This window comes from Streptomyces sp. NBC_01445 (assembly GCF_035918235.1).
In the GTDB taxonomy this organism is placed as follows: domain Bacteria; phylum Actinomycetota; class Actinomycetes; order Streptomycetales; family Streptomycetaceae; genus Streptomyces.
Map to the genome: position 1 here is coordinate 3,223,223 of NZ_CP109485.1, position 20,107 is coordinate 3,243,329.

The 20,107-nt window shown below is 72.3% G+C and carries 15 protein-coding genes; 5 read left to right on the forward strand and 10 right to left on the reverse strand.

All coding sequences use genetic code 11. From position 1 onward, the window contains the following. Positions 1-14 precede the first annotated feature (14 nt). Together OG574_RS14730 and OG574_RS14735 are read right to left on the reverse strand one after the other, a co-directional pair. A complete protein-coding gene (locus OG574_RS14730; RefSeq protein WP_100591298.1) occupies positions 15-488 on the reverse strand; it encodes an indole-3-glycerol phosphate synthase in 474 nt (157 codons plus the stop codon). Positions 489-632: 144 nt separating this feature from the next. Next, positions 633-1,406, reverse strand: a complete 774-nt coding sequence (locus OG574_RS14735; protein ID WP_326773616.1) for a pyrimidine reductase family protein — start codon at positions 1,404-1,406, stop codon at positions 633-635. Between the two features lie 37 nt (positions 1,407-1,443). Between OG574_RS14735 and zapE the strand changes: the two genes are divergently transcribed. Continuing rightward, positions 1,444-2,535, forward strand: coding sequence for a cell division protein ZapE (gene zapE / locus OG574_RS14740; RefSeq protein WP_326773617.1), 1,092 nt, complete (start codon positions 1,444-1,446; stop codon positions 2,533-2,535). A 12-nt stretch (positions 2,536-2,547) separates the two neighbouring features. Here the strand turns inward: zapE and OG574_RS14745 are convergent, their stop codons facing one another. Then, positions 2,548-3,090, reverse strand: a complete 543-nt coding sequence (locus OG574_RS14745) for a hypothetical protein (protein WP_326773618.1) — start codon at positions 3,088-3,090, stop codon at positions 2,548-2,550. 178 nt (positions 3,091-3,268) lie between these two features. Between OG574_RS14745 and OG574_RS14750 the strand changes: the two genes are divergently transcribed. The 4 genes from OG574_RS14750 to OG574_RS14765 all read left to right on the forward strand — a co-directional run bounded on the left by OG574_RS14750 (position 3,269) and on the right by OG574_RS14765 (position 7,672). Continuing rightward, on the forward strand, positions 3,269-4,669 hold the full coding sequence (locus OG574_RS14750) for a PhoX family protein (RefSeq protein ID WP_326773619.1): 1,401 nt from the start codon (positions 3,269-3,271) through the stop codon (positions 4,667-4,669). A gap of 213 nt (positions 4,670-4,882) precedes the next feature. Then, positions 4,883-5,707 (forward strand): polyphosphate kinase 2 family protein, encoded by an 825-nt coding sequence (locus tag OG574_RS14755; RefSeq protein WP_326778491.1) that lies wholly within the window; start codon positions 4,883-4,885, stop codon positions 5,705-5,707. A 147-nt stretch (positions 5,708-5,854) separates the two neighbouring features. Next, positions 5,855-6,718 carry an ABC transporter substrate-binding protein gene (locus OG574_RS14760; RefSeq protein ID WP_326773620.1) on the forward strand — a complete coding sequence of 288 codons (864 nt, stop codon included), beginning with the start codon at positions 5,855-5,857 and terminating at the stop codon, positions 6,716-6,718. Between the two features lie 90 nt (positions 6,719-6,808). Continuing rightward, entirely contained in the window at positions 6,809-7,672 is an 864-nt protein-coding gene (locus OG574_RS14765; RefSeq protein ID WP_326773621.1) for a polysaccharide deacetylase family protein, read from the forward strand. 157 nt (positions 7,673-7,829) lie between these two features. Here OG574_RS14765 and OG574_RS14770 read toward each other — a convergent pair whose 3' ends face one another. Genes OG574_RS14770 through OG574_RS14800 form a run of 7 tightly spaced genes read right to left on the reverse strand, consistent with a single transcriptional unit; the run spans position 7,830 to position 20,100 of the window. Then, positions 7,830-8,723, reverse strand: a complete 894-nt coding sequence (locus OG574_RS14770) for a peptidoglycan-binding protein (protein WP_326773622.1) — start codon at positions 8,721-8,723, stop codon at positions 7,830-7,832. Then, positions 8,723-10,282: a DUF6519 domain-containing protein gene (locus OG574_RS14775; protein ID WP_326773623.1), complete on the reverse strand. Its 1,560-nt coding sequence runs from the start codon at positions 10,280-10,282 to the stop codon at positions 8,723-8,725. Before OG574_RS14775 ends, OG574_RS14770 begins: the two co-directional genes overlap by 1 nt. 54 nt (positions 10,283-10,336) lie before the next feature. After that, positions 10,337-12,514, reverse strand: a complete 2,178-nt coding sequence (locus tag OG574_RS14780) for a hypothetical protein (RefSeq protein ID WP_326773624.1) — start codon at positions 12,512-12,514, stop codon at positions 10,337-10,339. Further along, on the reverse strand, positions 12,514-16,272 hold the full coding sequence (locus tag OG574_RS14785; protein WP_326773625.1) for a putative baseplate assembly protein: 3,759 nt from the start codon (positions 16,270-16,272) through the stop codon (positions 12,514-12,516). Before OG574_RS14785 ends, OG574_RS14780 begins: the two co-directional genes overlap by 1 nt. Then, complete coding sequence (locus OG574_RS14790) at positions 16,269-19,379, reverse strand: putative baseplate assembly protein (RefSeq protein WP_326773626.1); 3,111 nt, start codon at positions 19,377-19,379, stop codon at positions 16,269-16,271. The genes OG574_RS14785 and OG574_RS14790 overlap by 4 nt, the downstream gene beginning before the upstream one ends. Further along, positions 19,376-19,768 (reverse strand): GPW/gp25 family protein, encoded by a 393-nt coding sequence (locus tag OG574_RS14795; protein ID WP_326773627.1) that lies wholly within the window; start codon positions 19,766-19,768, stop codon positions 19,376-19,378. The genes OG574_RS14790 and OG574_RS14795 overlap by 4 nt, the downstream gene beginning before the upstream one ends. After that, on the reverse strand, positions 19,765-20,100 hold the full coding sequence (locus OG574_RS14800; RefSeq protein WP_100591284.1) for a hypothetical protein: 336 nt from the start codon (positions 20,098-20,100) through the stop codon (positions 19,765-19,767). Before OG574_RS14800 ends, OG574_RS14795 begins: the two co-directional genes overlap by 4 nt. Positions 20,101-20,107 lie beyond the last annotated feature (7 nt).

Genomic DNA, 20,107 nt, shown 5'->3' on the forward strand with positions numbered 1-20,107 from the left:
TACCCCCTCGGCGGCTACGCCTTGCTGTAGGAGAAGAGCTTCAGAACCGGTACGCCCACCTTGTGCCGGGCGCGCGAGGCCCAGTCGCGGTGGAAGAACTCCTCCACGTAGTGCGGGTCGGTCAGGACGATGACCTCGTCGGCGCCGATCTCGTCGACGAGGGACTTCAGGGCGTCCAGGGGGTGGTCCTCGACGAGACGGCCCTCTGCCTGGCAGCCGGCCTGGTGGAGTGCGGTGAGGGAGACCTGGAGTGCTTGTTCGCCGGGTTCCGTGGCGTCCTGGCCCTCGGGTACGTCCCTTTCCTTCGCCGCGTCGTCGAGCTCTCCCATGGCGACGTCGTCGATGGCCCGCAGCAGGCGGTCGGCCTGGTCCCCGCGGGGCTGGAGCAGCACATGGAAAGTGACTTCCTCGTCACCGTGCAAGGTGGTGACGAACTCCACGTCGGCGGACGTCAGGGCCTTCTCGATCATCAATACGCTCGTGAACACGACAGGCGCCCTTCTTCTCTCCTCCGTGGGCCGTCGACTCTCGACCGGTCCCTGCGGAAACCATCCTGCCCCGTGGCCGCACGGGGTCTGCGAGATTTAGTGTGCCCAGCGGAAGGTAAACGGAACGGCAGATTCCGCCGATTGTCAGCTCCGACGGTATCGGGTGAACAGGAACCCGGCCTCTTCCAGTACAGAAGCCATCTCGAAACGTTCGGGGACGGTCAGGGACGGTCCGCCGGCAATCCGCTGGGCGTCTCCGGCGGTGAGCATAGGCGACAGCGTCAGACAGAGTTCGTCGAGCACCTGTGCGGCCACGAACTGGCCGAGCAGGCGGGGCCCGCCCTCCGTGAGCAGCCGGGTGAGCCCGCGCTCCGCGAGCGCCCGGACCGCCCGCTCCGGCTCGACGGTGGTGCCCTCGCCGACGATCAGCACCTCGGCGCCCGCCTTGCGTGCGGCGTCCAGCCGGTCGGGCGGCGCCCCGGCGCCGGTGACCACGAACGTGGGAACGAGGGGGGAGGTGAACAGCGGAAGGGAGAAGTCGAGGTTCAGACTCCCGGTGATCACCGCGATGGCCGGGGCGGGTGCCTGTCCGGCCGCCTCCCTGCGCCCGGCGAAGGCCTCACGCGCGCGCGCCGGACGGTAGCCCTCCAGGCGGACCGTTTCCGCACCGACCAGGACGGCGTCCGCGAGACCGCGCAGGGTGCCGAAGATCCGCATGTCGGCGGCGTTCGAGATGCCCTGCGAGCGGCCGTCGTGCTGGGCGGCACCGTCGAGCGTGGAGACCATGTTGGCGCGCAGCCAGACGTCCTGCCCGGCGGGGTAGGCATAGGCGTCCGCGAGCTCGTCGAGACTCCATTCACGGGCTTCGTGGGCCGCGTGATCTGCTGTTTCGTACGTCACAGGGAACAGGCGTCGCATGTCACGCAGTGTCGCACGGCGTCTAGAGTTGGGTGCTGTGTCGTCCTCCACCACCGCCCCGGCCCAGAGTCCGATAGCCGACGCGGCCCCGCTGTCCCTGTGCGCCCGTGAGCCGCTCGTCCCCGCGGACCGTCTGGTCGCCGAGATGGTGCCCCCGCCGCGCTTCGACTCGGTCCGCTTCGAGACATACATCCCGGACCCCAATCAGCCCAGCCAGACCGAGGCGGTGCGGGTCCTGAGCGGCTTCGCGGCCGGGCTCGGCGGCGCCCACGCGACCGGTTCGGGCAAGCGGAGGTGGTTCGCCAAGAAGCCCGCGGCCCCCACCGGGCCCCGCGGCGTCTATCTGGACGGCGGCTACGGCGTCGGCAAGACCCACCTCCTCGCCTCCCTCTGGCACGCCACCCCGGCGGCCCCCGAGCAGAAGGCGTTCGGCACGTTCGTCGAGCTGACGAACCTGGTGGGCGCGCTCGGCTTCCAGCAGACCGTACGCACGCTCGGCGAGCACCGGCTGCTGTGCATCGACGAGTTCGAGCTGGACGACCCGGGCGACACCGTCCTGGTGTCGAGCCTGCTCGGCAAGCTCGTCGACGCGGGCGTCGCGCTCGCCGCGACCTCGAACACGCTGCCGGGCAAGCTCGGTGAGGGCCGGTTCGCCTCCGCTGACTTCCTGCGCGAGATCCAGGGCCTGTCCGCCCACTTCCGCCCCCTGCGGATCGACGGCGACGACTACCGCCACCGCGGCCTGCCCGAGGCGCCCGCCCCGTTCTCCGACGAACAGGTGACGAAGGCGGCGTACGCGACCCAGGGCGCCTCGCTCGACGACTTCCCGCATCTGCTCGGCCACCTCGCGCGCGTGCACCCCAGCCGCTACGGCGCCCTGACGGACGACCTCGATGCGGTCTGCCTGACCGACGTCCAGCCGGTCCCCGACCAGTCGACGGCGCTGCGCCTCGTCGTGCTCGCCGACCGGCTCTACGACCGTGAGATCCCCGTACTCGCCTCCGGTCTCCCCTTCGACCAGTTGTTCAGCGAGGAGATGCTGAACGGCGGCTACCGCAAGAAGTACTTCCGTGCGATCTCCCGGCTGACCGCGCTCGCGCGGGACGCGAAGGGGTTGGTGCACGCATAGGGCCGCCCGGGGTCACCTGCTGCGCCGCCTGCCGGTCACCAGCGCGACCACAAGGCCCGCCGAGCTGACGAGCACCGTCAGGACAGCGGCGCACACCGCACTGACAAGCCAGTCGGCATCCCCGCCCTGCCTCGCGTCCTCGCTCCACCACATCACCGTCAACACCACCCATGTACCACCGATCCAGGCGACAGCGCTCCGGACCGATGGCGCCTTGAACGGCTCTGCGCGGTCGATGTGCTCAAGGGCCTCCTTGGCCATGCGCTCCCACCGCAGCGTCAGGGCGAAGAGAAGGCCGACCCCCGTCCCGATGGCGACGAGCGCCAGGGCATCGGCCGCCCCCGTGAACCGCCACCCCGCGACTGCGCAGATCCCCACCATGAGCGCCGCCGTCGCGGCCCCCAGCAAGCCACCCGCGCGCACCGGATGCCGATGGCCGTAGGCCTGGACCCGGCCAGGACGCCGCGGCGCACGGGCAAGGCTCCGGTCGCGGTTCACCAAAGCCCGGACCACCACCCGGTCGATCGCGCGCACCGCCCGCAGCAGCACCTTCACGTCCCCTCCTCGTCTGCCACCCGCCCGGCCCTCTGAGCCGTACGCAACGGGACAGTAGAGCGGTTACACGAGCAACCTCCCCCCAGCTGACACTGCTACGCGCGTGGTTCCCGTGACGAATGGGCCGTGATAGACACAGCCGGGTCACAGTTCCTGTCCGCCAGCAGGAGGTTGCCCCATGTCTGAAGCACGTACCGCACGTACCGCTCAGTCCCCCGCAACACGACGTCAGGTCCTCGCGCGCAGCGGCGCTTCCGTCGCCGCCATCGCCTTCGCCGGAAGCCTCTCCGAGCTCTTCGCGGGCACGGCCGCCGCGCAGAGCCTCGGCAACAAGGGCTACGGCCCGCTGGTGCCCGACCCCGCCGGGCTGCTCGACCTGCCCGCGGGGTTCCGCTACAAGGTCCTCTCACGCGAGGGCGACCCGCTGCGCTCCGGCGAGGGCAAGGTGCCCAGCAACCACGACGGCATGACGGCCCTGGAGGGCAGACACGGCCGGGTCCACCTGGTCCGCAACCACGAGAACCGCGTCACCGCGAAGATCGCCGTGCCGACCGTCGAGGGGCTCACCTACGACCCGATGGGCAAGGGCGGCTGTACGGCGCTCACGCTCGACCATCGGGGCAATGTCCTGTCGGAGCGCGTCGCCATCGCCGGCACGGCCGTCAACTGCGCGGGCGGGCACACGCCTTGGGGCACCTGGCTGACCTGCGAGGAGACCGAGGACAAGGCCGGCACGAACGGCTACACCAAGGACCACGGCTTCATCTTCGAGGTCGACCCGGCCGACCCGCACCGCTCGGGCGCCGTGCCGCTGACCGCGATGGGCCGCTTCCAGCACGAGGCGATCGCGATCGACCCGAAGCGGGGCGTCGTCTACGAGACCGAGGACGCCTTCGAGAAGCCGTTCGGCCTGTTCTACCGCTTCCTGCCCGACAAGCCCGAGGGCGGCCTCGGTTCCCTGCGGGCGGGCGGAACGCTCCAGGCGATGCGGGTACCCGGGGTGCCCGACCTGTCCGCGATCCAGGAGACGGGCGCGACCTTCGACGGCGTCGAGTGGGTCGACGTACCCGACCCGCTGGCCGCGCAGACCCCCATCCGCCTCCAGGACTTCGGCCCGAAGGGCATCACGCACGCGCAGAAGCTGGAGGGCTGCTACTGGGGCGGCTCGTCCGTCTACTTCGTCTCCTCCTTCGCCCACAGCGCGGAGGGCTCGGCGGCCGATCACTTCGGGCAGATCTGGCGCTACGACCCGAACAGGCGCCGGCTCACGCTGGTGATCGTCTTCGGCCCGAGTACCGACGTCCAGCTGCCGGGCGAGGAGCCGGACAACATCTGCCTCGCGCCCAGCGGCGGCCTGATGGTGTGCGAGGACGGCGAGGGCGCGCAGCACGTCTTCGGGGTGACCCGTAAGGGCGACGTGTACGCGATGGCACGCGGGCGCCAGAACATCGGCACGGCGCAGGAACCGGCGTGGGGCGAGTTCGCGGGCGTCACCTTCTCCCCGGACGGCGACACGATGTACGTCAACTGCTACACGCCCGGGACGACCTTCGCCGTGACGGGGCCCTGGCAGCGGTAGCGCAGGCGCCCGGTCCGTCGCACGATCGAGGGACCTGACGGGAAGGGGTGCGCGGTGGCCAAGGCCGACAAGGACACGAAGCGGAACGGCAAGGGCAAGGGCAAGGGCGAGCCGGCCAAGAGCGCCGGGAAGTCCCGGGCCAAGGCCGGACAGGCCCCCGGGAAGCCGTCCGGGAAGTCCTCCGGCTCGAAGTCGCCCGTCGCGCTTCGTGAGCTGCTGCGCATCCCCGCGGGCAAGCCCGTGAATCTTGCGTCCTTCGACGCGCGGGCGACACCCGCCGGCCCCTCCGGCAAAGCCGCCGGCCTGGAGGCGACCGCCCGTATGGGTGAACGCCTCGCGGACCTGCAGGAGCGCCTCTGGGCCTCCGGCACGGCGGGCGACCGGCGCCGGGTCCTGCTGATCCTCCAGGGCATGGACACCAGCGGCAAGGGCGGCACGGTCAAGCACGTCATCGGCCTCTTCAACCCCTCCGGCTGCCGCATCAAGGCCTTCAAGGCGCCGACCCCCGAGGAGCGCGGCCACCCGTTCCTGTGGCGCATCATGCGGGCGCTCCCCGAACCCGGCGAGATCGGCATCTTCGACCGCTCGCAGTACGAGGACGTCCTCGCCGCCCGCGTCCGCGGCCTCGTCCCGCGCCGCCAAGTGGGCGGCCGCTACGGCCAGATCAACCGCTTCGAGCAGTCGTTGGCCGAGGACGGCGTGACGGTCGTCAAGTGCTTCCTCCACATCTCGTACGAGGAGCAGCGCGAGCGCCTGCTGGAACGGCTCGACAACCCGGACAAGCACTGGAAGTTCAGCATGGGCGACATCGAGGACCGCGCCCTGTGGCCCGCGTACCAGGACGCGTACGAGATGGCGCTGGAGCGCTGCTCGACGGACGACGCGCCCTGGTACCTCGTGCCGGCGGACCGCAAGTGGTACCGCAACTGGGCCGTCAGCAAGCTGCTCCTGGAGCATCTGGAGGCGCTGGACCCGACGTACCCGAAGGCGGACTTCGACGTGGCCGGGGCGCGGGAGCAGTTGCTCGCGCAGGGGTGAGGCGGGGTTCCGGCCCCACCGGCGCCGCCCGCAAATGCGGCTGATCACCGAGCGTGCCGATCCCGCCCCCTGGGCAGGGTCTTAGGGGTCCTGCCGGGCCCATGAGCCCTTCAGGACGTCGCCCCCTAGGGACAAGGACACGGACACATGGAACGACACGCAGTCTGGGAGTTCACCGACGACCGCGGGCATGTGGCGGCCGCGGGGGACGTGCCGTTACGGGTGGTGGCCTACATACAGGCCGGCGCCACCCTGTGGGACCACGGGATACGGCCGGTGGGGATCTTCGGCTCGTTCCACGACGACGATCTCGCCGACCCGGCCAAGGCGGGGACGCTGCCGCTCGACGAGGTCGTGTACCTGGGGGCGGGCCACAGCGTGGGGCTGGAGGCGGTGCTCGCGGCCGAGCCCGACCTCGTCGTCGCCGTCACCTACGGCGGCGGTCAGGTGTACGGCGTCGATCCGGACGTGGCGAAGCACCTGGAGGAGCACGTCCCGGTCGTCGTGGTCGACGTCGGTCAGGGCCGTTCGCTCACCGCGGTCAGGGAGCGCTTCGCCGAGCTGACGCGCTCGCTCGGGGCGCGGGACCGGGGCGGGGCCGAACTGGAGCGCGCCATGCGGGAGTTGGAACAGACCGCGCGGGACAGTCCGGGGCGGGTGCTGGCCCTGTCGCCGGGCGGCCCGGACAGCGTCCATCTGGCACGCCCCGCCAAGTGGCCCGACCTGAGCGCGCTGACGGCTCTCGGCGTACGGACCGTCGAACCGCCGCAGGGGCCGGGCGCCAACTGGAACACGGCCGGGTGGGCACAGGCCGCCGCGCTCGCGCCCGACATCGTGCTCGTGGACTCCCGCGCGAACGCGGCCCCGTGCGAGCAGTACGCGGCGAACCCGTACTGGCAGCAGGTCGAGGCCGGGGCACGCCTGCTCCCCTGGAACCCCGAACTCCCGGCGAGCGAGTCCGCGCACGCGCGCTTCTTCGACCAGGTGAGCAGCGCGCTGCGGGACACCTGAGCCCTCACCTCTCGCCCACCTGGCCCGACGCCGCACCGCACACACGGCACGGTGCGCCATTAATCGCATTAATACGTTTAATGTCGCCGCGTGATGACCTATGTACGGAGATTCGCACTGGTCTGCGCCCTGGGCGCGCTGGGGGTCGGAACTGCCGCCTGCGGTGGGAGCGGCGGCTCCGCCGGGCACCCGGGGCGAGGGGTGGTGAGCGCGAGCGCCTCCGCGTCCGCCGCGCCCTCGCGCCCGCCCACGCTCGCGCCGGGCCCCGCCGGTCTCACCCCCGTGTTCAAGAGCGCGCCCCACCCGCGGGACCGCACCGTGGCCCTCACCTTCGACGCCGACATGACCGCCGACGAGGGCGCCCGCGCCGCGGCCGGTGAGCACTTCGACAACCCGGCCCTGATCGCGACGCTGCGCCGGCTGAAGGTGCCCGCGACCGTGTTCATGACCGGGCGGTGGGCCGAGGAGTACCCGGCCGAGGCGAAGTCGATCGGGAGCGATCCGCTCTTCGAGGTGGCCAACCACTCGTACAGCCATTACGCCTTCACCGGTAAGTGCTACGGCCTGCCCACCATGCCGCCCGCGCAGATGCGGACGGACGTGGAGCGCGCCTTCACCGCCTTCCGCAAGGCCGGCGTGAAGCGCACGGTGCCGTACTTCCGCTTCCCGGGCGGGTGTTACGACCAGGAGGTACTGCGGAAGCTGACCCCGGCGGGCGTCACGGCCGTGCAGTGGGACGTGGTGAGCGGGGACGCGTTCGCCACGGACTCGGGCGCGGTGGCACAGCAGGTGCTCGACGGGGTGCGGCCCGGTTCGGTCGTCGTCATGCACTGCACCCGCAGCGCGGCGCCCGCCACGGAAGCCGCGGTGCGCGCCGTCGTACCGAAGCTGCGGGAACGCGGGTACCGGTTCGTGCGGGTGTCGGAGCTGATCGGGTCGACGGCCAGGCCCTAGGGGCTTTCGTTTGGATCAGGCCCCGCGAGCCCGGCGTGATCCAAACGCCCATGGGAGTCATGGCCTTCCGCGGTCGCGTCGGCCGTTTCGGAGTCTCCGGCCCGCGGGCCTGCCCACCAACGCCGAACCGGCGTAGGCGGGCAGGACGGTCAGGCTCTCAGGACGCCGGGACTTTCAGCTTGTCCCAGCTGGTCTTGCCCGGAATGCCGTCCGCGTCCTTGCCCTTGAAGCCGAGCTTCTGCTGCCAGGCCTTGTAGGACTTGCGGTCGGCATCGGTCCACTCGGGGCTCGGCCCCTCCTCGTAGTGGTCGCAGCCCTCGGCGACCAGGCGGCGGCCCATGGCCGTGATGACCGCGGACTTCTGGCCGTTGTGGAAGAAGCCGCTGCCCGGAAACGGAGCGTGCGACGGCTTGGACGGCGTGGGCTTCGGGTCGGGCTCGGGGTCGGAACCCTGGGACTTTCCGGCGAGCCGGTCGGCGATCCGCTTGCGCATGCTGTCCATCGTGAAGCCGCGCGGATCCTGCTTGCCCGGCTGCCACTCCTTGTGGCCGATGACCGACCGCTCGCTCCAGCCGTAGTGGCGGCAGATCGCGGCGGACACCTTCTCGATGGCCTCCTTCTGCGCCTCGGGCCAGGGGTCCTTGCCATCGCCGAGGTTGATGCACTCGAAGCCGTAGAAGTGCCGGTTGCCGTCGGTGTCGGCCTCGTTGTCGTGCGGCAGCTTCGACTCGTTGACCACGGCGCGCAGCACGTCGCTGTCGCCCAGCCCTGCATGATTGGCACGGCCGTTGCCGACGAGGTGGATCTCGCCCTTCTTGTCGATGACGCCGTGACACAGCGGCCCCGGCAGACCCGAGTAGCCGTTGTAGCAGATGTTCACGGAGGCGTCCGTGCCCGAGGTGACGGTGTGGTGGATCATCACGCCGTTCACCGGGCCCCAGGGACCCTTCGTATTGCGGTTGTGCGTGCGCCAGCTGCGCACCTCGTGGACCGTCAGACCCTCTTTACGCAGGATCTCCACCAGCTTGGACGCGCTCAGAGGTGTGGCCATCACTCGTCTCCTTCCACGGCGGACTCCGCTTCTGCGGTGGTCTGCGACCTGCTGTGCGAGGGGCCTTCGGCCGCGAGCTCCTCACGGTGTGCCTGTTCCTCCGCCGCAAGGGTCGCCTCGTCCGCGGCCGGGATGCTGATCGCGAGCGGGCCGAACGCGAGGCGCAGGTCGACGGCGCTCTCTTCGCCCTTGACCAGGGCCAGCGGGGCGAAGTGGCGGGCGATGCCTGCGGGCCCCTGGAGCAGCGGGCGGCGCGCCGGGTCCGTCGGCCATTCGACGCCGCCGGTGGCGGTGCGGGCGGGGACGAGCCAGTGGTCGCCGGTCCGGTAGGTGCCGCCCTTGGCGAAGTACACCTCGACGCCGTCCTCCAGAGGTAGCCACTCCCCCTCCGTGACGGGGACGGCGCCGCCCTTCAGGGCTGCGGTACGGCCCCTGCGCTTCGGACCCTCGCGGTGGTCCCAGCGGCGCAGGAACGGGTGCAGGTGGGGCAGCCGGCCGACGCCCGGCCCGGGCTCGGCGGAGAGGCGGACACGGCGGCCCGGCAGGTCAAGCTCCTCGACGCGCAGCAGGGGCAGGGCCTCCAGGCGGGAGGCGCAGGCGGTGTCCGTGAACTCGACGAAGTCGCCGACGTCCAGGTCGAGCTTGTCGTCGTGACCGAGGGACGCCAACTGCACCCAGGTGCCGTCCAGTTCGTCGACCGGGAAGACGACCGAGCCGTTCTCACGGGACCATTTGAAGGTGGCGTCCTTCGTCTCGCCACCGGCATGGACCTCGACCCGGTACAGCTGGTTCTCCGGACCGCGGTAGCGGGCATCGGGCCTGACCAGGCACGGGTCCTCGTCGGCGTGATCGGGCCGCTCGCTGCGGGCGGCCAGCCGGGCGGTGGCCGCCGCCTGGCTCTGCGCCCACTTGTCGAAGGCCGCGCGGACGACCTCCTTCGACGGGTCGGCGTCCTCGATCGCCAGCGCCGCGAGAGACAGCGGCAGCACCTGCCAGACCACCTTGACGCGGGCCGCGGTGTCCGGCATCGCCGCGCCGAGGGCGACCTCGCGCAGCGCCGGATCCTCGGCCGCGTTCACCGACCGCTCCCACACGTTCAGGTAGACCACGAACGGCGACTGCGCGGGCGAGGGCAGCCGGTCGCCGGGCTTCTCCGCGTCGCGGTAGGCGTCGGGCTGGTCCCAGTAGGTCCAGTACGAGGGCGGGGCGGCCGTGTCCTCCGCGCCCTCCGCGTCCTCGGCGGCCTCGTCCGGCACGGGCGTGCCGGGGGCCGGGCGGTCCGCGTCGAGCAGGATGCCGTCGACGTAGTACCGGCCGCCGTGGATGTAGAGGGTGTCGATGTCGTGCTTGCCGCCCACGTACTCGATGCGGAAGCCCGCCGCGTCGCGCGGCCCGCCGTAGCGGCCGATCAGGTCCGCGGCGACGGTGCGGGCCTGGTGGAGCTGGATCGCGGTCTGCTCGTTGGCGTCGGCGTCGAGCTGGACGCGGCCCTGCTGGGCGACGACCGCGGAGTAGTGCCGCTCCGGGTGGAAGGTGAGACGGGAGAGATCAGCGTGCATGAAGGGGGTCCCCCTGGTTCAGGAAAGTGCGGGTGGGTCGTACGGCGGCACTGCTCATGTCACGAAGAAGATTCCGGCGTCCGTGCCCGCGGGCGTGTGGTCCGCGAGCCGTGCGCGCAGACCGTCCTCGCGCTGCGGCCGGTACAGGTCGTGGAAGGCGCCCATCTCGGCGCCGTCGTCCGCGCCGCGCCGGATCACCTCGGGGCAGGCGTCGGCCAACTGCGCGTACCAGGGGGTCCCGTAACGCACGGCGGCGAACAACGGCTGTACGCCGGGGGTGAGATCGGGCTGGCAGCGGTGTCGTCGTGGCGTGCGCGAGCCGGTCGGGACGTACGAGTACCGCAGGCAGCCGATGCCGCGCCGGGCCACCCGCAGCTTGCCGGTGAAGACCGAGTTCTCGGCGATCTCCACCGCGTGCGTGTGGACTTCGCCGATGACGGTCGCGCGGTGCGCGTGCAGCACGGCGTGGGCGAGGCGGCAGTCCGGGGCGGACAGGGCCTCGCGGTCGTGTCCGGTGGCGTCCAGGACGCTGTCGCGGAGGTGGATGTCGAGGGGGTCCTCGCCGACCTCGTCGCCGATGACCTCGATGGTGCCGAGGACGCTGTGCTCGATCTGGAGGCAGGCGGTGGTGCGGTCCAGGACGATGCTGGGCTCGTCGGGCGAGTGCGGCTCGCACTCGGGCTCCAGTGACCAGCCGGGTACGAGGGTGGTGTGCCGTACGACGACGGCTCCCATCGGCCCGGTGACGTTGATGCCGCGCCCCGCGACCAGCAGCCCGTCGAGGACGATGCGCGGCCGCGCGTGCGGGGCGCAATCGTCCGCCACGGCACGGATGTTGAGGGCGTCGGGCCGGTTGCTGTACCAGTCGAGCAGGCGCATCACCGGCCGCGCGCCCTCGGCCGCCCGGAGCTCCAGCCGGTCGCCGGGGTCGAGGTCGAAGTCCAGCTGCTCCTGGTAGGCGCCGCTGTGCGTGATCTCGATGATGCCGTCGGGCCCGGTGCGGTCCGCACGACGGTCGTGCTGCCAGGCCCGGTACGCGTCCATGATCTGCCGGTACGGCTGTCCCGGGCCGACCCGGTAGAAGGCGGCGTCGGGCCGGTCCACCCGGTCGGGCCGCTCGTACTCGCCGCCGCCCATGTCGGCGCCGGACGCGTAGTGGTAGTCCACCCACACGCCCTGCCGGGGCGCCGACCGCGCCCCGAACGCGATCCGCCCGAGCTCGGGGTCGACGGCGACCTGCCCGCGGCCCGGGCGGTAGCGCCAGTCGGACAGGTCGGTGACCACGATGTCCGAGGGCGGTACGGGCTTGTCCTCGCCGTCGCGCCGGATGACGAAGCTCTTGCCGGGACCGTAGTAGTCGAGGAGACGGTCGTGGAGCAGGCGGCGGGTGATGAACGCGGGGACGTTGTCGACCGTGGCGATGTGGGTCGGCGACGGTTCCGGGACCGGCTTGGTGACCAGGGGGCTGTCACTGCCGAGGATCGAGAACGTGTAGAGGTTGCGGGCGCGGTCGATGCAGTACGCCGGAGAGGACGTCAGCGAGTACGCCTTGAGCCGCCAGACGAAGAGGCCGACTCCCGTCGGGGTCCAACCACCCTGCTTTTTGGGCGAGTTGGCACGACGGATGTCGACGGTGCGGGCAGTGCTGTCGAAGGGGCCGCCGGCGAGCGCGAGCGCAGAGCCGTCCCGGAGGTCGAGGAGACGCCCCCTCTCCGCGGCCGTTTCCCGAAACAGCTTCACCGACTGGTGGTGAGCGACCAGCCGCGACAGCTCGACGGCCCGCGCGGGCCAGTCTGCGACCTGCTCGGAGATCTCCTCCAGCAGGTGCAGCGTTCCCTTGCGGCGCCGGTTGGCGACGGTGGCAGCCACGTCCGCGCGTGGCGCGACGGCGTCGGCCAGCGCGGCACGCCCGCCCTCGTGCAGGCCCGTGGTGAGGACGCGTTCGTAGCCCGGCAGGGTGCGGTAGCCGACCAGGTCGCCGAGGTACGGCAGTGCCCAGGGGGCCGCCGTCTCCACGAACAGGTCCTCGTAGCCCTGCTCGACGCCGTCGCGGACCCGGTCGAGCTGCTCGGCGATGACCGCGAGCAGCGCGCGCAGCGGCTCGCCCTCCTCGGCGTCGCGCAGGAGATGCCAGCGGGGCAGCAGGGCGGCGAGGCCGTCGGGTTCCCGCGATGCCGCGGGGGCTGCCGTGTCGAACTGGACGTCCGTCGAGTTCGCCGCGTTCGTGGCCATCACTTGACCTCCGTGAGTATCAGCGTGTCTGCGGCACGCGGCGACAGCAGGGCGAGCTGCGCCGGGCGGATGCCGCGGAAGACGAACACCGACCGGCCCTTCGCCAGGCGCCGGGTGTCGGTGATGTCGGGGTTGAGGCGCAGGAGTTCGGCGAGCGGGATGCCGTAGCGCGCGCAGACCGCCGACAGGGTCTCGCCGTCGGCGTCGCGGACGGTGTGGATCTTCTCGTCGTACGTCGCCTCGTGCGCGGGAACACTCGACCGCGGTGCGCCGGGGTCGGTGAGCAGCGCGGCGAGCTCTTCCGGGGTGGCGGACGCGGGGACGCCGTTGAAGACGTCGACGTCGACGTAGTCGACACCCGGCACCGTGTGGGCCGCGGCGAGGACGTCGGAGAGCCGGGCAGGCTGCCCCAACTCGCGCCCCTCGTACCCGAGTCGGCGCAGCAGCGCCTGCCGCAGCCGTGGTTCGACGAATTCCCAGGCGTAGTCCGGAGCGACCTTCACCTTGGCGGCGACGAGCAGCAGGACCAGTTCGCGCACGTCCACACGGACGGGCAGGTTGGCGTCTCCGTACTCGGTGAGGGCCCCGCGCAGGGCGCGCAGGGTGTCCGAGCCGCCGTCCAGGGGTACGTCGTCGGTGCCCGCGACCGTCACGTGCAGAACGCGCCGCCGCCCGTCGAAGAGTTCGCGTGCGGCGGCCCGGCCGATACCGGCGCGGGAGCGGGCGAAGTCCTCGTAGTCGGCCGCCGAGACGAGACGGTCGAGGGCGGAGACGGCAAGCGGGATCGTCCGGCGGGTCAGGCCCGGGCCGTCCGCGTCGGCGCCGCCCGTGGCCGGGCGCAGGTTGGTGACGGCGGTGACACCGAGCGGGCGGGTGAGGGGCTGGGTGAGCCGGTCGGCGGGGACGTTGGCGGCCTTGCCGGTGCCGAAGCGGTAGCGGGCGTGGACGTTCTCGTGACCACTGGGCAGCCGGGCCCCGTGCACGCCGTCGCCGAAGGTGACCGTCGTCCGGCCGTCGGAGGCGGTGCCGGTGATGTAGATCCGCTCGCGCGGGCCGCGTCCGGCAAGGCTGTCGACCTCGTGCCACAGGACGCCGTCGACCCGGATCTCCAGCACCGGTGTGGCGCCGAGGGGGTTGTCGTCGGCGAGCCAGGTCAGCGGGGACTGCCACAGGGCGAACGTCTGGTTGACGCGGTCCGAGTCGCCGCTGCCGATGGCCTCCTCCCGGCTCTCGCCGTGCGTGGCCTCGACGACGTTCCCGAGGATGCGGACCGTCTCGCGGCGGTAGCGGTGGGCGAGGTCGGTGGTCAGGGTGAGGTGGGTGTGGACGCGGTCGCCGGGCAACTGCGGATCCACTGTCTGGTCTGCGGCGGCGATCGTCACGACCTCGGCGGCCGTGACGCCGGCCGTACCGGGGATGTCGCTGCGCTCGCCGGTCACGATGAGCGTGCGTCCGGCGCGCAACCCGTCGTACAGCTCGGCGAGCTCGATCCCGTTGCCGTGGACCTCCTCGCCGAGCGGCTCGTCGGCCGGGCGCAGCGGCTCGCCCGCCGCGTACACGGTGGTGTCGCGGATGTGCGACAGCAGGACATCGAACTCGTCCAGCCAGGGGTCGGCGAGGGTGAGTTCGGTGCCGCGGCCGGTGATCCCGTAGTTGGTGTACGCCGCCGTACGCGCGGCCACGACCTGGGTGGTGACGAACGCCAGCTCGGCGTCGCCGGGGATGCCGTCCTGGGCTCCCTTGGCGGGGCGCTGGATCGCGACCCAGCTGCCGACCGTGATGCCGGTGTGCACGGTGTCGAGTTGGAGCACGCGCCGGTTGACGGGCGCGGGCTTGCCGGCAATGACGACCTCGACGTTGGGCTCGGTGCTGCCCACCGTGTAGCGCAGGCTCACCTCGTACGCGCCGTGGGTGAACTGCTCGGTGGCGCCGGGCCGCAGGGAGAGCTCCTGTGCGGTGCCGTTGTTGATGCCGACGTGGATCAGGCGGTCCTGGTCCGGACGGGATACGAACAGGGTGCATTCGGGCAGACCGTCGCGGAGGCGCACGGTGACGCCCGGCTCTTGGGAGTCGGCGGGGCGGCGAACGAGCCAGCTCAGGTCGCGGTCCTGGGCGGAGCGCGTCGACAGGTCGACCTGGCCGGGTCCCAGCGCGAAGGTGACCTGCCGGGTGACGGGCAGCGGCACTGCCCGCTGGTCGGAGCCGTTGCCCTCGACGTACTGGAACTCCGCCCGGATCGGCGCCTTGCCCGCGGTGTCGTGGACGACCCGCATGCTGGTCAGCACGGCCCCCGTGAGCGGCCAGTCCGCGCTGCGGATGACCCGGCCCCTGTCGTCCTGGACGGGCTTGAGCGGGGCCGTGGCGCCGAAGGGGGACGCGGTGACCCGCATCGCGAGCAGGTCGCGCAGGAGTTGCGCGCCGCCGGGGGCGGCGGCCCCCGCCTTGCGCCAGGCCGGGTAGAGGCCGGTGAGGCCGGGGTTGAGGGCCGCGAGGAGGCGGGCCGTGTCCGTGCCGGGGCGCTGGGAGCCGGCGCCGGAGGGCGGGGCAGGGGTCTGGGCGCGGAGGGCGGGGAGGACGGCCGCCAAGGTACGGAAGGCGGCATCGCGCGGGTCGGCGGTGCTCTTCGCCTTGGCGGCCACCGGGGTCCCGGCGGTCCGCGCGGGCGCCAACTCCAGTGCGCGCTCGGCAAGTTCCGCCAGCACCGCCTCCAGCTGCTCGAACCAGGCCGCCACGTCCTCCCACCCAGTGGCCAGCACCTGCGCCTCGCCGAGGCGGGCGACAGGCTCGGCGAGGGCGGCCGCGAGGCTCTCGGGGGTCTTCACGTCGTCCAGAGCCGCACGGAGCGGCGCCAGAACCTGGTCCTCGAAGTCCTCGATCAGCCGGCTGACCGGGCGCGGGTTGGGCACCTCGGGCGTGGGCGGCTCGTCGCCGGGCTCGCCGGGGGCCGCAGGCTCGGCGGTCCACCGCCGCACCTCGTCGACCAGCTCCTTCAGCGTGGGCGGTGCCGACTTCTGCAGGGAGATCGCCGTAGTGTCGTCGTCCCGGTCGATGCGCACGCCTGCGACGGGCAGCAACTTCCGTCGACCGCCTGCCTGTTCGCCGAAGACGAAGAGCAACTGATCGCCGGTCTGCAGGGAGTTCGCGGTGCCCTCGACGAAGAGCTCGGAGCGCCGCTCCAGATCCTCCGGAGTGACCAGGGACGGTCGGCGCCTGCGCACCTTCAGTTCGTTCCAGTCCCAGCGGGCCGTGAGGTCCCGGCTGGTCTCGAAAGTCACGGACTCCTCGTCCGCGGAGGCGGGCACGCCGTGGGTGCGCGCGCCGCGCGGGATCAGCACGGGCAGCGCCTCGGCACGCGGGTCGCGTTCGAGGGTGTACGCGAGGTGGGTGGCGGCGGCGACGCCGGGCCGGGGGCGGTGGCCGACGAGGCGCCCCAGCAGGACCAGCGAGCGGTGCTCGCCGGCCGTACGGATGTATGCCTCGTCGGCGATTCGCTCCGAGTGGAAGGTGAGCAGGTCGCCGAGGACGGCGGTGGCGTCGAGGAGGCCGATCGCCGGGTCGTCGGGGGTGCGGACGGTCAGGCCGCCGAGCGCCGGGTACGCCGGTGAGGCGAGCCGGTCCAGCAGGGCGGCCAGGAACGAGCCGTACTCGCCGACGCGGTAGTCGAGGGCGGTGCGGCCGGGCGGGTTGTGCAGCGGGGCGGGCGCGAGACGCTCGTCGTGGCCGCCGCACGCGCCCCCGCAGGAACAGGCCTGGCTCATCGGGCACCTCCCAGGGATATCGCCAGCAGGCCGTTCTCCGGCCGGTCCGGGTCGTTGTCGCAGGTGGCGATCTCCAGCGGGCCGAGCCGCAGCACGCCGTCCTCCCTCTCTCCTCGATCCTGTTCGAACAGTCGCCGCAGCCGGACGACTTGGGCGCTCTGCACGCCCGGTACGGCGGCGGCGACGGCGACCAGACGGCTGAGCCGCACGGGTTCGCCGAAGGTCAGCGCGTCGGGGTGGAAGAACCCGAGCCGGCCGCCCGCGAGGCGGCCGCTGCCCAGCACCCGGTACAGCTCGGCCAGGATCTGCCCGTGCTGATGGCCGGGCGCGGCGCACACGCTCAGCGCGATGTCGAGGGGCACCAGGCGGGCGGGACCGACCACCAGGTCGTGGCCGATGCGCCGGTAGGCCTCCAGGGACTGCTCGGCCCGGGCGAGCAGCTCGGCCGACGGCTCCGCGCTGCCGTGCGCGTCGATCGCGACGTGGGCCTCCTGGACGCTGCCGGTCCAGCGGATCTCCGCGGCGGCGCGCTGCACGCCGGGCAGTTCCGCTGCGAGCGCGGCGTAGTCCTCCGCCGTGATCGCGCGCAGGCGGGTGCGACGCAGGTCGAGCGGGGCCAACTGGCGGGCCTGTTCGACGGGTTCGGGCTCGACGCCGCCGGTGGCGGGCAGCGGGTTGCGGACCGCGGCGGCCGGCGGATGGGCGCAGTCGCTCTGGACGACCAGGTGGTTGATGGCCTCCGCGCCGACGTTGCCCGCGATGCCGCCGCCGAGCCGGTGGTGCAGGGCGAGCCGGCTGCCCGGCGTGGGCTTCGCGCCGTGCCGCCCGTCGCCGAAGCGCAGGGCGAGGCGACCGTCGTCCTCCAGTTCGCCGACGAAGTGCCGGTCGCGGGGGCCACTGTGCAACAGGTCGTGGCGGGGCGCCCAGGTCAGGTCGCCGTCCTCGACACGTACGGCGGGCAGGGCCGTGCGCGGGTCCTGGCCGAGCGCGGCGGTCGCGGATCCGCGCAGCACGGGCTCGTCCGGGTGCAGCCCGGCCGCGTAGTCCGGACCCCAACTGTGGGCGATCTCCCAGGCGATGTGCCCGTCGAGGACCGTGCCCGCGCGGGCGCGGGAGGCGAGAATCTCCACGCGCCGGATCTTGGTGTCGAGCAACTCGTCGTTCTTGTGAAGGAGTTCGCGCAGGGCACGGACGGGATGCGTACGGAGCTCGAACCGCTCGACGACCTTCAGGCCGTAGATCAGGGTGAGTTCGTCGATCTCCGCAGCGGCGAGCCCGTCACGGTCGCGGGCGCTGCGCCACAGCTCGACGAGCCGCTGCCGCACCCGCCCGGGGATCGCGGCGATCCGCTCGGCCTGCCCGGCGGCCACGGTCCGCGCCTCCGGGAACGGCACCGCCTGGACGACCGGTGAACGTCCGAGCACCGGGCGGAAGCGGGGTGCGATGCCCGGGTAGACGGACTGCGCGAGCAGGGTGCGCAGGGCGATCGCCTGGGCGTACGCCGTGCCGGGTACCACGCGTTCGTGCCGCTGCCCGGCGCGTTCCAGACCGAGTCCGGCGCGCACGGTCGCCCCCTCGCCCACGACCTCGAACAGTTCGCGGACGTCGTCGGGTACGAGTGCTCGCCCGCTCTCCGTCAGGTCCGTGAGGGAGTTGACGAGCCGGGCCGGCGCGTTGCCCTCGTCCCGGTCGTGGCAGCCGAAGGCGGGCTCGCAGGGCGCGACGACGGCGGGCTCGGGCGGCACGGTGGCCGTCTGCGGGAGTCCGGCGAGGGTGCGGCCGTGGTCGACAAGAACGACATTGCCGCGGGCCACGGTCACGTCCTCGACGGGCAGGCAGTCGCGGCCGCCGCGCGTGGTGAGACAGAGCGGGAAGTGCAGGGCGTCCTCGGCGGCCCAGGTGACCTCCAGGACCGGCTGGTCCTCGATGCGGTCGACGGCCGGGGTGACGGAGGTGAGGCGCACGGCCTGACGGTGGCCCGGGTCCTGGTCTCCGGGGGTGCCGGTGCGCGGGCCCTTCACCTCTTCGAGTACGAGCAAGTCACCTGGATTCAGACCGAGTTGACGGTCCCGGCAGGTCTCCGGGTCGTCCCACTCGTCGCGCAGGGTGGCGGCGGTGGCGCCCTGGGGCAGGGCGCACACCTCGCCGCCCCAGGTCCACAGGCGGATCGTGTTGTGCGCGGCCTTCAGCTCCAGCGGGTCCGCGGCGACGACCGGTTCGAAGACCTCCACCGAGCCGCGCTCGTCCAGGTCGCCGAGGTCGTTCTCGTCGATCACGGTGCCCGGTTCGGGGCGGTCGTGCGGGTCGAGGGTGCGGACGTCGACGGAGGCGAAGCGGAAGGTGCCCGGGGCGAGCGTGGTGTCGCCGGCGGTCCGGACGGTGACGTAGGCGCGCGCCGTGCAGCCGTCGTGCAGCGCGTAGTCGATGAGCCGGACGTGCCGGCGTACGGAGACCCGTCGGCGCGCGGTGTCCAGGTAGGCCTCGGTGGCCACCGCGTCCTGCTGGTAGCTGATCTGGTCGCCGGTGTACGCGAGCAGCTCGACAAGGGTGACGCCCAGGTCGGCGGGGTTGCGCTCGACCCAGTCGGGGGTGGTGAGCGCGAGCCGGTCCAGGAGCAGCTTGCGGATGGTGTCGTAGTCGCGGGCCGTGTAGTCGACGACGGGAGCGGCCGGGAAGTCCGGTACCTCCTCGCCATCGCCCTTGCAGTCGAAGGGAGTCGGGCAGTCGGGCCGGAAGGAGAAGGACGCGCGGTGGTAGCGCTGGTCGAAACCGCGGAAGGGCTCGGTGCCGGGCCGCCCGTACGGGTCGGTCTCGACGAGCGAGAACACGTATTCCGAGGTGTCTCCGGCCTGGTCGAGGGTGACGTAGAACCGGTCGTCGAGCTCCGGGTCCTCCTCGCGCTCGACGCTGACGTCGACGGCGGTGATGCCGGTGATCCGGCGGCCGCCGTCGATCCGGACGTTCTCCGGTCCGAGGCCGTGCGGTGCCTTGCCGAGGAACATGACGGTCAGCAGCAACCCGTCGTCGCTGACCTCGACGGAGTCGACTCCATTGAGCTGAGCGGCTCTTACCTTGCCGCGGCGGGAGGTGGTGGTACCGGTGGTCACGCCGCCCTCCCTTCGAAGACGTCGTCCGTGCGGGTTCCGGTGGAGCGCAGGACGTACGACAGGTAGACCCGTACGGCGTCGTCGGCGCTCTCCACGTCGAGGGCCACCACGTCGATGAGGTCGCCGAGCCAGCGCTGGAGTGAGGCCTGCACGGACAGTTCGAGCGTGCTGACGAGTTCGGGGGTGTTCGGGGCGAAGACCAGGTCGAGGAGCCCGCAGCCGAAGTCGGGGCGCATCACCCGCTCGCCGGGGCTGGTGAACAGCAGTTGCTCGATCAGGTCGTGGACGTGCTCGCCGTGGCCGGCGTGCGCGGTGCGTCCCCGGCGGTCGGTGCGGAAGGGGAACGCGATGTCGCTGCGCGGGCGGGTTCCCCGGCTCGTCTGGCTCATCGGACGATCACCTTTCGCTGTGCGGCCTGGACGACGGGCGGCCCCTGCGGCACGAACGCCGCGGTGAAGCACTGGGCCGCGGAGGTGTCGAGCAGCACAGGGGCGCCGTCGACCGTGATGCCGGCGCCGTCGGCGGTCCAGCGGACCGAGACGCAGGGCTTGTGCACACCGGCTTCGGTGTGCGGGCAGCCGGTGACGACGTACGCGTGCGTGGCCGTCGCGACGGCCACGCCCCCGATGCGTACGCCGCCGGAGGGTGTGGTGGCGGCGGTGACCCGGCCGCCGTGCGGGCAGCCGATCACGGCTCCGGCGTCGAGCAGACTCCCGGACACTTGGTGC